This is a genomic window from Aeromonas sp. 95A (assembly GCF_051919235.1).
GTDB classification, from domain to species: Bacteria; Pseudomonadota; Gammaproteobacteria; order Enterobacterales; family Aeromonadaceae; genus Aeromonas; species Aeromonas veronii.
The window spans coordinates 814,788-829,413 of the sequence record NZ_JBQBFC010000001.1 but is presented as its reverse complement, the minus strand read 5'-3'; the positions used below and the strand labels follow the sequence as shown (position 1 = coordinate 829,413).

Genomic DNA, 14,626 nt, shown 5'->3' with positions numbered 1-14,626 from the left:
AAGTTGTTCTAGAACGATTCGAAGAAGAGGGCTTCATCTACTTTAGCGATGCTATTTTCCCTTGCGCCCTGGTGGAGTTGCAGAGCTTGGCGCGGCGGGATTAGCGCCCCTTTTTGCCGACCATGATGGCGATCGTCTTGCCGATGATATGCACATCCTGCACCAGCCAGCGCCAGGGGTGGAGCAGGGCGACCGAGTAGGCCAGATCGAACGCCAGCTTGCTGCGCACATCATCCAGCGACTCGTCGTAACCCTGATTGACCTGCGCCAGACCGGTAATGCCAGGGGCCACTTCATAGGTGCGTTCGATAAAGTACGGCACCGCATCTTCCAGCCGGTTGGCGATCCCGGGTCGCTCCGGACGGGGGCCGATCAGCGACATCTCCCCCTTGAGCACATTGATAAACTGCGGCAGCTCATCGAGCCGGGTTTTGCGCAGGAAGTCGCCGCTGCGGGTGATCCGGCTGTCCCCCTTGCCACACCAGACCGGCCCGGTGGCCGCCTCGGCGTCGGCGCGCATGGTGCGAAACTTGATCATGAAAAAGAGCTCGGTATGGGTGGCGTGGCTGCGCCCGATCCGCAGCTGACGAAAGAACACCGGCCCCGGGCTATCGAGCCGGATGGCCAGCATGATCAGCGGCCACAGTGGCAGCGTCAGCAGCAGGCCAAAAGTGGCACCGAGCAGATCCATGCTGCGTTTGACCACCAGGGTCAATCTTGGAATGGGGTGTGTCATACGGCTTTCTCCTGTGACATGAAACGTATGGGGGCGCGCAGGCAGTAGCGCAGGGTGCCCATGCCGTTGTACCAGTGTCCGAGTACCAGATAGTGGATCTTGCGAAACAGATTGGGCCAGGGGTGCACAGGGGTCAGCTGGATCAGGATGACCAGCAGATACCCCAGCAGTTGCAGCCCCAGCAACAGCTGAAACAGCAGGGATTGGGTGGCCAGCGGGATGGCGCAGAGCCACAGCAGGGTCAGGCAGAGCGGCATCAACACCCGCAGCCCCTTGCCACTGGCAAAGTTGAAGGCAACCCAGCCGAACTTGGGGTGTAGCAGGGGCAGTAACCGCAGCAGCTGCTGGGTGTTGCCGGCCCCGATCCGCTTGCGCCGTGTCGCCTCCAGCGCGGCATCCGAAATTTCCAGCTCCAGTGCGGCGCAGCGATTGTCATAGACCGCCCGATACCCCTTGGCGATGGCCTGCATCGGCAGGATGAAATCGTCGTTGATGGTATCGGCGGCCAGCGGGGTGAGGCACTCCCGGCGCATCATGTAAAAGGCCCCGTGGGCCCCCAGCATGCCGCCAAGGGCCGACTCGCAGAGCTTGATCTGGCTTTGATAGTGCCAGTAACTCTCCTCGCCCTGTGAGCCCGGTTGCCAGAAGCGGTACGCTTCCCCGACCACCCCTACCTTGGGATCGGCAAAATGGGCGACCGCCAGCAGCAGGCTGTCGATGGGCAGCAGGGCCGAGACATCGGTGAGGGCCACCAGATCGCTGTGCACCCGGGTCATGGCCTCGTTGAGCACGGCGACCTTGCCGCGATTGCGGGGGTGATCAAACAGCCTGATCTGCAACTGCTGCAGGGCGGGATCACCGAGCTGGCTCAGCGCAATGGGGTAACTGTTGTCGCTGCAGCCGTCGAAATGCACATGTACCCACAGCTTGTCGGCGGGGTAATCGAGGCTGGCGAGGTTTTGCAGCTTGGCCGCGATGGTCGCTGCCTCGTTATAAACCGGCATCAGCAGGGTGATGGTCGGCAGCGCCTCATCGGTGGCGTCTGTTTTGAACCCTCGATCCAGAGGGCGGGGCGGATTGGCTACCTTGCGCGCCTGCCGACCACCGAATTTGAGCAGCAGGGGATAGCCGACATGGTGGTAGACCACCAGTACAGCGCACAGCCAGAACACGATCATGATCCATTCCATGGGATGCTCCTCTGGTCATCGGGTCGCTTGATCAGCGGCTGTAAAGCTGCTGATAGGCCTGAGCCATCCGGCTCAAGCTGCTTTGCTGGCACACAAACTCTCGGGTGACGGCACGCAGGCTATGGCAGTGCAGCAACCCTTGTGCCAGAAGCTGGGCAAGGCGGTCGGGATCCCGCTCCGACAGGATATGGCCGCTGGCCTGACAGACGATCTCTCTGGCCGCCCCCACATCGCTCATCACCACCGGTACCCCGCAGGCCTGCGCTTCCAGCACGCAAAGCGGCATCCCTTCCGCCAGCGAGGGAAGACAGAAGAGATCCAGCCCCTGATAGAAGCGCGGCATGTTTTCGACCAGCCCCAGAAAATGGACCCGATGGGCGATCCCCAGTTGCTGACACTGTTGTTGCAACGCATTTTGCAAACTGCCGACCCCTGCCAACGCAAGATGCACCTCCTGTGGCAGGGTGCGGATCGCCTCCAGCAGCAAGGTGTGACCCTTGACCGACTCAAGGCGGGCGGCGCAGCCAATCAGTTTGACCCCTTGCGGCAATCCCATCTCCTGACGGGCGAGGGCGGCGGCGCCCGGGGCAAAACGCCGCTCATCGATGCCGTTGGGGATCACGGTTGGCGACAGCTGGCCCAGCTTGGCCAGCAGCTGGTTGGCCACCGGCGTGGCATCGGCAACCAGAATGGGTTTGAAGGCGCGCAGCCCCCACAGGGCCAGCGTGCGCTGATGGAGATCATCGAGATACCAGGCATCGTGCTCTGTGTGTACCAGGGTGGGCACCCGGGCCAGCCGGCTGGCCAGACCGCCATAGAGCATGGGCCCCAGATGGTGGGTATGTACCGCGACGGGCTTGAGTTGGCGCAGCAGTCGGGTGAGCCGCCAGAGGGTTGCCAGCGACCAGCCTGCGGGCTTTTCCAGACAGTGAATGTGGTCCGCGAAGGGATGCAGGGCGGGCCATGCACTTAGCACATCCCCTTTGCGCCCTTCGAGGGAGATGATGTGCACCGGTTGCTCGGCAGGGCTCGCCTGCGTGAGGTTGAGCACCATGGTCTCCAGTCCGCCCGGCTGCAGGTGCTGCACGATTTGCACGACAGGTTGCACGACAGACTGAACGACGGGCTGGGCGCTGGCGCTCCCGTGGGGATGGGGTCTGTGCGACGGGGTTGATGACAACATGGTTCGCGCTCCGGCAAGGGAAGGGGTGACACCCCGGATAGCGGGAGAATGCGAATCTTGTACCACTCTTGCGATCTGCCCACAGAGGCTATCAGCTCCTCTGGTGGCACTGCCTTTGCATCATGCGGGGGGAGGGCTTTTCTCAGGGAGTGATGCCATGCCTGTCCAGTTCTATTACAACCTCTACATCATTCTCTTTGCCGCCTGGCGCCGTCGCTATCTGCTGGTGATCCCGGTACTGGTGATGCCGCTGGTGGGTGTCACAGTCGGCCTGCTCACCCCCAAGGAGTATGAGAGCCGCACCACCTTTATGGTGCCGCAAGATGCAAACCAGACCCCGACCCTCAAGGATCTGATCACTCAGGAGAGCCTGAAAGATCGCTTTGCGGTGCTCGAAGCCCTGCTGCGCAGCCGTTATGTACTGGATGGGGTGGCGCGGGATCGCGGTCTGGTCAATGACGAGACCCCGCCAGCTCAGCGCGATGCCATCATGGATTGGCTCTCGAGTGCCGTCTCGCTTCGGCTGATTGGCGATGAGGTGATCGAGATAAAGGTCAAGGCGGATTCGGCGGCCAACAGCGCCGGTTTGCTCGAAGCCATTTCGCGGCGCTTTTTCTTCAACCTGCTCAGCAAGGGGCGCCAGTCGGCGGAATCGTCCGAACGTTTCCTGCAAAGCCAGCTCGACAGCCGCCGCAGCGAACTGCAAGAGGCCGAGCAGCTGCTCGCCGATTTTAAACGGGAGCATGCCAGCGCCTTGCCCCAGCAGCAGAGTACCAACGTCGCCCGTCTCTATGGTTTGCAGGAGCGCTATGCCGAGAGCCTGATCACCTTGCAGCAGGCCAAGGCCAGGGTCGATCAGCTATCGCTGGGGCAGGAGAGCCAGCTGGCCCGCCAACTGGATGAGAAGCTGCAGCTGATGCGCACCGAGCTGGTGTTGCTGCGGGCCCGCTACAGCGACGAACACAGCAAGGTGCAGAGTCTGCGCTATCAGATTGACCAGTTGCAGCAGGAGTTCGAGCAGCTCAAATCCCAGCCGGATATGGCCCGTGGGCCCGAGTGGCAGCTGGCCCAGACGCAGTTGACGGAGGCGGAGCAAAACGCCGCCGGCCTGAAGAACCAGCTGGATGGGCTGGACAAGGTGGTCGACTCCCAGGGGGATACCGAACGCCAACTCGCCGAGCTGGAGCGGGATCTGGCGGTCAAACGCACCCTCTATCAGGATTTGCTGCTGCGCTATGAGAAGGCCAAGGTGACCGGCGATCTGGGCAACTTCGAGCAGGGGGAGCGGATCAAGGTGATCGACAAACCCTTTGCCCCCAGCAAGCCTAGCAACTACCCGCTCTGGCTGTTTCTGCTGGCGGGTATGGTTGGCGGACTGGGGCTCGGCTGCGGTCTGGCGCTGGTGGCCGAACTGGCGGATGCCAGCCTGCGCCGCTCCGATCAACTGGCCGCCCTGGTCAAGGCACCAGTGCTAAGCCGCATTCCCTACTGCGAGCCGGTGCGGGACTATCCATCCAATAGTGATCATGCGCTGGATGGGCAGGTGTTGCCCTTGTCACCAGAACCGGGTTGATTGCCGTAAAAACGGGCTGCCAGCCTGAATCTGGATATTTCTGAAAAGGCCTTGTGATAAGGCCTTTTTTATATTGTACGGATGGTGGAGTAAACATCGCGGCAAGCCCCATAAAAGAGGAGATAGGCTCCATTTTCTATTTCCGTTTCTTGACTGTGGTTTTATCCAGTGATACAAGTGGAACCGGCGCAAGGCTATTGATAATAGACCTATAAGAAGGACTTATAAGTCAGATGCTGGTTGGTAATACAGTGATTTTAATATTATCTATTGGTTGTGATGACGAGTGGTAGGGCAGAGCTAGATGGAAGACGTTACGAAGGCATTAATAGTGTTTTCCATCCTATTACCGTTAGGCGATATTAAGGCTGGCTTGAAATTATGAGGGATAAACTTTGGCAATAGAATCACCATTATTTCAGAGTGCAATGGAGTTACTTGGTCACTCTATTACACATTACAATGGTAAGAAAGAGCTAGACCGAAAATTGTTGATTTTGCATTTGGCAAATGCAGTGGAATTAATATTGAAAGATTTAGTGCTTGACTCTGGTGAATCTATATACAAAGGGCCAAAGGAAACAATTACTATTCAAGGTTGTATAAAAGTATTGCAAGATAAGTCTATAAGTCTACCCTTACTAAATAAGATAGAGTTGTTAGTTGACGAAAGAAATGCTCTACAGCATCGTTTTGGTTCTCCGAATGAATTGACCAGTATTTTTTACATGAATATAGCAGAGAACTTTTTTCGAGAGGTTCTGAAAAAATATTACAGTCAGGAGTATGATGAAATTATAGTGCAGTTTTCAGATGAATCTGACTTGCTTGAGTATAAATTGAGTGATCCAAGTAATGACCAAGAATTAGACAAGCTTAAAGATTTAGCTAAAATACATCCTTTAGGTGCATTACTCTCGGCTTGGACATATCTCGAAAAAGAAGTTGAAGTATTTGCAGAGGAAACAGGCATAAAATTTCTCCAACGTCGCCCTGCAACCACAGATCTGGTCAATGGTCGTTGGGAGCGATTCGGTGTAGCGGTACCTGATGGATTGAGTGACCGTTTCCATGAAGCACGTCGATTAAGAAACATGGCAGCACATGGCCGCCTTGAGCCGACGGTCGAAGATGTCATATCTTCAGTTGATACAATTGAAGCATTAGATAAATACTTATTGAGCCTAGATAAATCTGTTATTAAGCAAAGTGCCCAAATTGAGAGAGAACGGCATGAAAAAGAGCAGAAAGAGTATCTTGATAAACGTTCTAAAGAGCGCCAGCCAATAAAATTCATTGATTTGTTCGGTGGTACGGTAGCCTAACAAGCCCTTGAATAGGGGGGCTGCCAACGTATGGTGTTTACAGCGCGTAGGTTCGATTAGCGGGTGGTAGGCATAATCGGATGCTCGCTGTGACACTCCACTTCAATGCTGTAACTACGCCCCGACCGGTGCCAGTTCGAGGGTGATTTTTTGTGGGAGGGGGAGAAGTGGCAAGATGGAAGGGTTTTAGCGAGTTAAATAGAAATGTTGCAGAAAGACCGCGAACGTCCGATTACGCTTCGCTAATCGAACCTACTGCCCTTAAAAAATCGTAATGAGGAGAGACTATATTGATAAATCATCTGTTGTCACGCTCTGCTGAACTTGAAAAAAATTTACTGGAATTTTTAGTACTGCCTCCCTTCGATGACTCACAAAGAATCATGGTGAGCAGAGTCATGTGTAGTATTGCTTTCGAGCATGCTGAAAGTGCCAAAATGCTTATATCAGCAGGTAATCTAACCTCGGCTACGGGGCTTGTTCGTCTTCAATATGAGGCACTGGTTCGGGCAATGTGGCTGCTCTACGCTGCAACCGATACAGATGTTTTAAAGTTAACCAGCGAGCTGACGCAGGAGACGGCAAATAAGGCAAATAAGCTTCCTATGCTCAGCGAAATGTTAGAAAAACTACAAGGAAAGTCCCCTCAAGAACCGTTGGATATGTTGAGAGAATTCAAAGAGTATTCTTGGAAACCTCTTAGTTCGTTCATCCACGGTGGACTTCATGCAATCCATCGCCACAGTAAGGGTTATCCACTTCCTTTACTTGAACAGATGGTCAGAATATCCAACGGGGTGTCGTTAATGGTGGGCATGCTGTTAGTTATATTGCATGGTGGTGGTGAGCAGGTAGGTAAAATCCCACGTATTCAAAGAGAGTTTGCTGATTGTCTACCTGATACCAAGTTGTAAATTTCAATAAGAAGTGTCGTAAAGAGCCGCCAGCCCCATGTTTTAGTCGAGTAGCCTGCCTCAGCCCAATCATGAGCACAACTGCTGTATATGCTCAGCCACTTATCCTTGTTTCCAGATAAAAATCAGGGAGCCATGGCTCCCTAATCGCGACACACGGGGTGATTAACTAGCCGATAGCTGGCGATTGTTGCCAGTTGGCTTGCTGCGGACGGCCTTGAGTTCGGCGTTGATAGCGCCAGGCCAGCAGTAGCGGCATACCGAGCAGCAGCTGGGCGGCCAGCGGGATCTCCTCGATGGGGGCGGCCAGTGCACCTTCCGGAATAATGCCCCCTTCAATTTCGGCCGCCAGTTTGAGCTCCAGCGCATTGCCAAAGTCAGCGAAGGTGGTGGCATTGATGACAAATGCATCCTGACCGCCCGCCACGTTCTCCACATACCACTCTTGGAGCACCCCATCGGCATAGTCCTGACCTATGGTGATGCCGTTGATGGTATCGATGCCGGAGGCGAGCAGTTGATCCCGCACGGTAGAGGTATCCAGCCCGTTGTTCTGGATGCCATCACCCGACACATCCATCACCTGGCGGGCGGCGGTGTAGTTGTTGGTATCAAACTGCTGGGCACCAAAGGCCATGGCCGAACCGGGGGCCGTCATCCCCGCATAGGGGCGGACCAGGGCATCCAGGGTGGCGGCGAAGTTGTTGATGGAGGTCATGTCGTAGAGGTGGAACCAGTCAGTCATCACGCTCTGCTGGGTCGAGCCGCTCCACATCACCATCTGTACCGCAATGGACCCCAGCTTGTCGCCACTGGTGTCGAGGATGGCGCTCTGTACATCCTGACTGTAAAAGGCGTCCACATACCCCTGTAACTGCAAATTGAATTCCGATGAACTGACGCTGCCCGACACATCCATCAGCAGTTGCAGTTCGGTATCGACTTCGGTCAAGGCGTATGCGGGGGAGGTTACCAACAACATCCCCAGCAGCCCTGCCAACGGTTTGAGTTTCATTGCTCACTCCTTCTCCCTGGCGCTAGTGCCAGCAGGGGGAATGAATAAAGCGTGCCAGCTTTGTTGCATCCTCTGACTTGGCTTGGTCCGGGTGAGCGCGGGCAGGCATGGAACTTGCGACAGCGGTCAAAAGCGCTGATAACCGGCAGGAGTTGCGATGGAGATCCGTCCCTGGCAGTGGGCACCCAACTGGCTGCTACTTGGTTTGGCCAATCAGTGGGGCATGGTGTGGCTCAATATGGGCCACTTCAACTTGCTGGTGGTGTTGCTGATTGCTATCTGGTGGCAAATTGCATCGCGGGTTGCACCGAGCTGGCGCCCGCATCCACTGGCGCTCGCCCTCTTTATCCTGCTGCTCCTGATCCCCAGCGCCAGTTGCAAGGCGCTGGCCTGTCTGCTGTTGGTGGCCTCGCTGTGGCGCCGTCATCAGAGTGGCGATGAGCGGGCGGTGTTGCAGATTGTGCTCGCCTTTACCGTGGCGGTGTTGTGGGGGCAGCAGGTGTTTGCCCTGCTCTCCGGCCCTGTGCTGGCCCTCGACGCCTGGGGGGTGGGCCAGTGGTTGCAGCTGCTGGGCTGGGAGACTCGCCTTGATGGCAATCGCATCGAGCGGCTGGGAGGCCATGCGCTGATTGTGCTCAAGGGGTGCTCCTCGTTTTCTCAACTCTATCTGGTGGTGCTCTCCTGGTTGGTCTCCTGCTGCTGGCTGGCGCCGGATCGGCCCCTCTACCGGCAGTGGCCCATGTTGCTGCTGGTTTGCCTGCTCTATATCGGGGCCAATCAGCTGCGGTTGGTGCTGATGAGTCTGGATCTGCGCTGGTATGGCTGGCTGCATACCGGCTCGCTGGCCCAGCTCTACCAGTGGGCCATCATGTTGTTGGTGATGACCATCCTCTTTATCCGGGGGCGCCGTGATGCGTCTGTCTAAGGGATATCTGCGGTTGGTGGCGTTATCAGAGCCGGGTGGTCAATATGATGCTGCTGGTGATGACCATCCTGTTTCTAAGAGGGCGCCGTGATGCATCTATCTAGGGGATATCTGTTGCTGTTGCTGGTGGCGCTGCTCAGTGCTGCCGCCATGGGCTGGCGTTATCAGAACCGGGCAGTTAACGAGGGAGCCAAGCCCATGCTGATGGAGCTGGTCCAGATGGGCTGGCGCTTGCGGGTGGCTACGCCGGTATTGGGCGGCACCTATGTCAGCTATCAGCTGGCCCATCCCCGCTGTGATGGTCTGCTGCAGGCCATGCTGGTGGCGCCGGATAGCGAGGCGATGTCAGTGACGCTGGCGGGTGAAGGGATGAGTCAGGGGGTGATGTTTTTAGGCGAGCTGCACCAGAGTCCGCCGCTGCTCTCGTACCGTCTGACCCAGGGTTGGCGCAAATTGTGGGGGCTGGCCCCTTATCCCCTCTATCGGGTGGCCTTGCCAACCTCTTGCCTCGCGCTTATTGCGCCGCCGTTGGCGTGACCGCCCCCGATTCACCGTTTGGCAGAATGCGGATCAGCAAGGTATTGGGGGCCAGCATGGGGTCATAGCGTGGCTCCAGCTCAATGGCGCGAGAGCCCAGCAAACGGGTGAGGGCGGTCAGTCGCACGCTCGCCATCCGCGCACTCTCCAGCATGTCGGTTTGCAGCCCGGGGCCGCTTACCAGCGCAATTCGGGCCGGATCCTTGCGTCCTAAAAACTGATGCAGCAGCTGCTCCTGATCCGCTGGCAGTTGTGTCTCCGCTTGCTGGTACTGCAGTTGCAGCTGGGGCTGTTCGGCCATTTGTTGTTCCCGCAACTGGTTGAGGATCGGCAGGGTCTCATTGACCGGCTCCTGACGGGCGCAACCGGTGAGGATCAGCAGCGGCAGCATCAGGGGCAACAGGCGGGGCAGGACGCAGTCTTTTGCTGTGGTTCGGGGAGTCTGGTTGGCCATACGCAGTCACTTCAGGAGGATGAGTTGGCACCAGTTTGCAATGTTTTCAATCCCTTGGCCAGTTGTTCAATCTCGCGGCGCCACTGGATCCAGGCGGCAGAGGGCAGTTGCTCTGCCACCTGCCAGCGGGTCGGCAGCTGATCGCGCAGGCGCTCCAGCAGCAGGGCGGCCTCTACTTGATAGCGGGCCTCCTGCTCCAGCCAGGCGAGCCAGCGCAGATCCTCGATGGCTTGCTGCAACAGCAACAGATCGTGGGAGAGGCGGTGCGCCTCGCAGGCTTGCGGGCCGAGCAGCATAAAGTCGCTCTCCCGTCCGTCGGTGGGGTCATAAGGCAGGGCGGTGGGCATGCGGCCATGCCACTGCAAATAGCCCTCGGCGCCGCTTTGCCACAGATAGAACCCGGCGGCTCTCGGGGTGCCCAGATTGTAAAACCAGGGGGTGACCTTGTGCTGGCGTACCCGCGCCACATCGGCCTTGTCGGCGCCAAAGCCTGCGTTGATCAGGGCAATCTCCACCTCTGCCAGCAGACCAACCTGACCCGGATGATTGAAGTGACCTGCGCGGATCACCGCCGGATCCCGCCGTTTCATCTCCCGCGCCAGGCTGGTAATGGCGGGCAGGGTGGCAAGATCGGGCTCATCAAAGAGGCTCCATGCAAGCGGGGGCAAGCCGCTGGCGGTCAGCCCCTGTTGCCGCGCCTGCCACTGTTCGAGCTGGCTGGCAGGGTCGCTCCCCCAGCGCTTGAGCGGGGTATAGGCCAGCAGGGGGGGAACAAAACCGAGCCCCACCGCCTCTCCCATGACCTCCCGCATCCCCGCCTCATCTTGTGGCAGGGCGGGTGAGAGGCCGCTGATCCCGAGTTTGGCGAGCCGCTGCAGATCGCAGCGACTGGCCTCGGCGATCTGCTCTTTTAACGCCTCGGGATTGGGGCTCAGCCAATTCAGATAAGGGGGCACTTCGACATAGATGCCGACCGGCTTGCTGGCCGCGGGCAGGGTCAGCGGCAGCACCTCGATAGTCAGTGGCAGCTGCACCAGTTGCTGTTGGCTGAGCAGCTGAATATTGCCCAGATAGTGACCCGCAGGCGCATCGCGGGGGACGGTCATTTGCAGCACCAGACGCCGAGGTACCCCTGCCAGCAGGGTGAGCCCGGCGATCCCCTCGACCAGCTCCTGATCCGAGGGGGCCAGCAGGGTGCCACTCGCCTGCGGGCGAACCAGATGCCACTTGCCGTAATAGGGGGTCAGCGCCAGCGGCGATCCTGCCTGCTCGGGGGGCTGGATCACCAGCAAGGGGGCCGGATCGTCGGTGGCGGCGTGGATGGCAAATTCCAGCAACAGCTGGCTGCCACGGGCTGCCAGCACCGGTTGCGCAGCCTGCTGCAACGCATCGGCCGCAGATAGCGGGGCGATCTGCAGGGTTGGGGCGGCATCCGTAATCGGCGTGAGGCTCAATTGCTGGGAAGCAGGGGTTGGGGCTGGGGTTGGGGAATAGGGGGCCAGAGTCCACTTTTCCAAAAACAGCTGGCGCTGCTTGGTCAGCACGCTTGCGGTAGCGTCAGCCAATACGGCGCGATCTTTTCCACTATTCGGGAGAGCCTCTTTGCTGGTGGGGGCCGGATAGGGGGCAAGCAGCAGCCCCGCCAGGTATTTGGCATCCGGCGAGTGACCTACCAGTGTGATAGTGATCGGGCCGCCGGGGTGGTTCAGGGTGACATGGACCGGGCCGCCCTGTCGTGCCCCGAACAGCTGCCAGGGATCCGGATTTGGCAGCGCCTCGCGAGATTGTCCCGCCAGATAGCGCTGCGTTAGCCACTCCTGCGGTTGCCACTGCTCGGCCCAGATGGGCTCATCATTGACCAGTACACTGCGCTCGAAGGGGTGGGGCAGGTACTCCCACTCGCCGGGGTCATCCAGCCAGAGGGTGAGCTGGTAGCGTCCTTTGGCCAGGTCCAGCCGCACCCCGTCGAGATTGCGCAGTCCATCACGAACCAGGGCATCGCCGGAGGGACGCAAGATGGGGGTGGGGTGGCCAATCAGCCGGGGATCCCCCGGGCTCAGGGCCTCAAAGCCGGTAAAGCGGGGCGCAGCCGCAGCCCCCAGATCCAGCGCAATGGTGCCCGCTGGCAAGGTCAAACCGGGCTCCCAGTACCAGCGGCGAATGGTCAGCGAGGGGGCGTTATCGGCCATAAAGAGATAGAGCTTGGTGAGTTTGTCCAGCGCCAGCGCTCTGGACTGGCTGGTGCGCCACTCGCTCAAGGCAAAGCGCTGGGTGAAGGGGCCGGGTGCAACAATCCGCTCCAGATTGACCCGGCTGCGGTAGTTGACCGAGGCCTCATCGTCGATACGCAGGATCAGGGTTTGCGGGCGGGCGCTGGGGTTATGGCCCTCGATCACCAGTTCATCATCGCTGCCTATTGGCCAGTTGTGGGTGCTCAGATCGAGCCGCTGGGGTGTCTGGTTGCCTGTCAGGGGCAGCGGGGTCTGCCCCTCCAGCCGGGTGGCGGCCATTGCTGCATGGCAGCATAGCAGGATAACCAGCCAGAGCCCTCTGCTCATCCGGCCAGTCCCTTCAACCAGTTGTTCAGCTCGGCAGCCTTGTGATCCCAGCTTTGCTGGGCCACCTGCTGTTGGCGAGTGTGGCGCCCTTCGCTGCGGGTGAGCCCCTCCCAGCCACTCTCCTGAAACCAGCCCGGATTGGGTTGATCAAAGGCGGCCCGATTGATGGCCTGGGCCAGGTTCTCCCCATCGTGGGGGAGCTGGATCTGATCCCGATAGCCATCGAGGGCCGGAAAATCGGTGCTGACGATGGGCCTCCCTGCGGCCAGATACTCGCGCAATTTCAATGGATTGCAGGCACGGATCTGGGCGTTGTCGACAAAGGGCAGCAGGCTCACCTGCCAGTGCTGGGCATAGGCCGCCAGCGTGTGGTGGGGACGGGGCCCCAGCAGATGGATATTGGGGAGCCCCTTGAGGGGGGAGATATCGGTCTGGACCGGGCCAATCAGCACCAGATCCCAGTGGGGCAGGGCGGCGGCCGTCTCTGCCAGCAGGGGAATATCAATCCAGTCGCTCAGGCTGCCGTAAAATCCGGCAATGGGACGGCCGGAGGGGAGGTCCGCCGGGCGTTCTCTGGGGGGCATAAACAGCTCGAGATCCACCCCGTGGCTGAGCAGCCGGGTTTTATGGGGGGGAAAGCGGCTGGCCAGCACAGGGCTGGCGGCCAGAATGAGATCGGCTTTTTCCACCAGTCGGGCCTCGCAGTGGGCGATGGCCTGATGATCCACCCCCGCCAGCGCCGAGAAGTCATCGCCGCAGTAGTAGATCACCGCCCGCTCTTCGAGCTTGCCAATCAGATCGACGGCGCTGGGCAGGGAGATCCAGAGCAAGGGGCGATCCAGCTCGGGCAACTGGCGCCGGATCTGCGCCGCCAGCCAGTGGCCATTGATCTTGCCCGCCAGCCGACTGCCCGGCAGTGGCAAGGCGAGCGGCGGCAGTACCCGAGGGCTGCTGACCTCTGATGGCGAAACCGACTGGCCGCCAGCATGGCGCGCGCCGCGCAGCACGGCCCCCAGTTTGCGGACGATGCGGGTGAGATCATGAAGGGTAAAACGGGGGCAGCGCATGCCGATGGAGTTGACCCAGAGCACCTGATAATCGGGCAGCAGACGCTTGATCAGATGCTGGGTGCTGGAGGGGTGCTGGCCCCAATCCTCTCCCAATACCACCAGTTGCGGCAATGAGTGTGGTTTCATGCAAAGGTCTCCGAAGCGTGTGCGAGGTCGCTGTGATCTTGTGGCTGCAACGGGCGCAGTACGGTGGCCGGTACACCCGCTGCCAGCACACCTGCAGGCAGATCCCGGGTGACGACGCTGCCTGCGGCGACAATGGTTCCGGCGCCTATGGTGACGCCGGCCATCACCATCACACCGGTGCCAAGCCAGACATCCTGCTCCAGCACAATGGCCCCCACCTGTTCATCGCGATCCGGCAGGCCCCGGGCGCGATCGCGGGCGTTGACCGGGTGCCCCGGGTAGCCCGCCAGAAAGGCACGGCCAGCAATCCTGACGTTATCCCCCAGCACTATCTTGCTGCCCACCGCCAGGGTGGTTTGCCAGCCAATCCCGACATTGCGGCCAATCACCAGCCTTGGTGTCTGGCTCGATGCCCGGCCGCTGATGGTCATGGCGGCGCTGAGGCGGCAGTCGGCACCAATTTCGATGGTGACCGGACCGCTGATATAGGGGATGCCGCCATAGAGATAGAGACGCGGAGCGGGGGCCGTGAGGCGAGATTGAAACAAGGGGGTCCACCAAAGGGTGCGGGTCAGGGTCGCCAGCGTGTTGCTGCCCAGCAAATAGAGCCGATAAAGCAGCCGATGCAGGGGAGGGAGCACTGGGAATGACCAGTGGCGGGCACTTTTGGCCAGTCGCCATACCCGGCGAGCCAGTGGCGTTTCCCCCTGTTTGGCCCAGCTTTTCATCCGGTGCAGGTTGATGGTGTTCATGGCGACCTCTCCCTCTGGTGCAGTCCGTTGCTCGCTAAGCAGAAAGCAGGGATCGGGCCAACAGGACGGCCCCAGCTAGATCGGGCCAAATTGGGCTAAGAGGAGGGGCAGATTGCGCCGGTCGGTGCAATTTGCAGCCAGCGTTGTGCAAAACGCAAATGCCAGTCTCATTCTGGACTTGTTCAGGCCGGTTAAGCCGCACTAAGGGGCTATCGCTTCAGGGCGGGAGTGAGTGGCGTGGGCTTTGCATTAGCGGTAGCTGACCCGG

Annotated in this window: 13 protein-coding genes; 5 read left to right on the top strand and 8 right to left on the bottom strand. The window is 59.3% G+C overall.

Annotation, left to right across the window (positions count from 1 at the left end):
* Positions 1–100: 100 nt before the first annotated feature.
* Genes ACTG2U_RS03690 through ACTG2U_RS03680 form a run of 3 tightly spaced genes read right to left on the bottom strand, consistent with a single transcriptional unit; the run spans position 101 to position 3,109 of the window.
* Positions 101–736, bottom strand: a complete 636-nt coding sequence (locus ACTG2U_RS03690; RefSeq protein WP_019445314.1) for a sugar transferase — start codon at positions 734–736, stop codon at positions 101–103.
* Entirely contained in the window at positions 733–1,926 is a 1,194-nt protein-coding gene (locus tag ACTG2U_RS03685; protein WP_128816446.1) for a glycosyltransferase family 2 protein, read from the bottom strand. Before ACTG2U_RS03685 ends, ACTG2U_RS03690 begins: the two co-directional genes overlap by 4 nt.
* A 31-nt stretch (positions 1,927–1,957) precedes the next feature.
* A complete protein-coding gene (locus ACTG2U_RS03680) occupies positions 1,958–3,109 on the bottom strand; it encodes a glycosyltransferase (RefSeq protein WP_439974055.1) in 1,152 nt (383 codons plus the stop codon).
* Between the two features lie 157 nt (positions 3,110–3,266).
* On the opposite strand from ACTG2U_RS03680, the gene ACTG2U_RS03675 reads away from it, so the two are divergent.
* The 3 genes from ACTG2U_RS03675 (at position 3,267) to ACTG2U_RS03665 (ending at position 6,921) form a co-directional block, all read left to right on the top strand.
* On the top strand, positions 3,267–4,682 hold the full coding sequence (locus tag ACTG2U_RS03675; RefSeq protein ID WP_439974054.1) for a GumC family protein: 1,416 nt from the start codon (positions 3,267–3,269) through the stop codon (positions 4,680–4,682).
* A gap of 395 nt (positions 4,683–5,077) precedes the next feature.
* Positions 5,078–6,007, top strand: coding sequence for a hypothetical protein (locus ACTG2U_RS03670; RefSeq protein ID WP_227094636.1), 930 nt, complete (start codon positions 5,078–5,080; stop codon positions 6,005–6,007).
* Positions 6,008–6,297: 290 nt separating this feature from the next.
* Positions 6,298–6,921, top strand: a complete 624-nt coding sequence (locus ACTG2U_RS03665; protein WP_162518306.1) for a DUF6988 family protein — start codon at positions 6,298–6,300, stop codon at positions 6,919–6,921.
* Between the two features lie 169 nt (positions 6,922–7,090).
* On the opposite strand, the gene ACTG2U_RS03660 is transcribed toward ACTG2U_RS03665, so the two are convergent.
* Positions 7,091–7,936, bottom strand: coding sequence for a DUF1194 domain-containing protein (locus ACTG2U_RS03660; protein WP_005333391.1), 846 nt, complete (start codon positions 7,934–7,936; stop codon positions 7,091–7,093).
* Positions 7,937–8,093: 157 nt separating this feature from the next.
* Here ACTG2U_RS03660 and ACTG2U_RS03655 point away from each other — a divergent pair, with 157 nt between their 5' ends.
* Both ACTG2U_RS03655 and ACTG2U_RS03650 read left to right on the top strand, forming a co-directional pair.
* Entirely contained in the window at positions 8,094–8,861 is a 768-nt protein-coding gene (locus ACTG2U_RS03655) for a hypothetical protein (protein ID WP_421296958.1), read from the top strand.
* A gap of 90 nt (positions 8,862–8,951) precedes the next feature.
* The gene (locus tag ACTG2U_RS03650) at positions 8,952–9,398 is read left to right on the top strand and encodes a hypothetical protein (protein WP_439975104.1); all 447 of its coding nucleotides are present in this window, start codon (positions 8,952–8,954) and stop codon (positions 9,396–9,398) included.
* Here ACTG2U_RS03650 and ACTG2U_RS03645 read toward each other — a convergent pair.
* From ACTG2U_RS03645 to ACTG2U_RS03630, 4 genes are read right to left on the bottom strand one after another with little or no spacing between them, the layout of a single operon-like run.
* Positions 9,376–9,852, bottom strand: a complete 477-nt coding sequence (locus ACTG2U_RS03645; RefSeq protein WP_439974053.1) for a hypothetical protein — start codon at positions 9,850–9,852, stop codon at positions 9,376–9,378. The genes ACTG2U_RS03650 and ACTG2U_RS03645 overlap by 23 nt on opposite strands.
* Positions 9,853–9,863: 11 nt before the next feature.
* Positions 9,864–12,410 (bottom strand): hypothetical protein, encoded by a 2,547-nt coding sequence (locus ACTG2U_RS03640; RefSeq protein WP_439974052.1) that lies wholly within the window; start codon positions 12,408–12,410, stop codon positions 9,864–9,866.
* Positions 12,407–13,606, bottom strand: a complete 1,200-nt coding sequence (locus ACTG2U_RS03635; RefSeq protein WP_439974051.1) for a glycosyltransferase — start codon at positions 13,604–13,606, stop codon at positions 12,407–12,409. Before ACTG2U_RS03635 ends, ACTG2U_RS03640 begins: the two co-directional genes overlap by 4 nt.
* Entirely contained in the window at positions 13,603–14,358 is a 756-nt protein-coding gene (locus tag ACTG2U_RS03630) for an acyltransferase (protein ID WP_421296962.1), read from the bottom strand. Before ACTG2U_RS03630 ends, ACTG2U_RS03635 begins: the two co-directional genes overlap by 4 nt.
* Between the last annotated feature and the right edge of the window lie 268 nt (positions 14,359–14,626).

Excerpts from the sequence above, each read along its gene's own strand:
- ACTG2U_RS03690 (WP_019445314.1), bottom strand. The coding sequence starts at position 736 with ATGACACACCCCATTCCAAGATTGACCCTGGTGGTCAAACGCAGCATG.
- ACTG2U_RS03685 (WP_128816446.1), bottom strand. The coding sequence starts at position 1,926 with ATGGAATGGATCATGATCGTGTTCTGGCTGTGCGCTGTACTGGTGGTC.
- ACTG2U_RS03680 (WP_439974055.1), bottom strand. The coding sequence starts at position 3,109 with ATGTTGTCATCAACCCCGTCGCACAGACCCCATCCCCACGGGAGCGCC.
- ACTG2U_RS03675 (WP_439974054.1), top strand. The coding sequence starts at position 3,267 with ATGCCTGTCCAGTTCTATTACAACCTCTACATCATTCTCTTTGCCGCC.
- ACTG2U_RS03660 (WP_005333391.1), bottom strand. The coding sequence starts at position 7,936 with ATGAAACTCAAACCGTTGGCAGGGCTGCTGGGGATGTTGTTGGTAACC.
- ACTG2U_RS03655 (WP_421296958.1), top strand. The coding sequence starts at position 8,094 with ATGGAGATCCGTCCCTGGCAGTGGGCACCCAACTGGCTGCTACTTGGT.
- ACTG2U_RS03650 (WP_439975104.1), top strand. The coding sequence starts at position 8,952 with ATGCATCTATCTAGGGGATATCTGTTGCTGTTGCTGGTGGCGCTGCTC.
- ACTG2U_RS03645 (WP_439974053.1), bottom strand. The coding sequence starts at position 9,852 with ATGGCCAACCAGACTCCCCGAACCACAGCAAAAGACTGCGTCCTGCCC.
- ACTG2U_RS03640 (WP_439974052.1), bottom strand. The coding sequence starts at position 12,410 with ATGAGCAGAGGGCTCTGGCTGGTTATCCTGCTATGCTGCCATGCAGCA.
- ACTG2U_RS03635 (WP_439974051.1), bottom strand. The coding sequence starts at position 13,606 with ATGAAACCACACTCATTGCCGCAACTGGTGGTATTGGGAGAGGATTGG.
- ACTG2U_RS03630 (WP_421296962.1), bottom strand. The coding sequence starts at position 14,358 with ATGAACACCATCAACCTGCACCGGATGAAAAGCTGGGCCAAACAGGGG.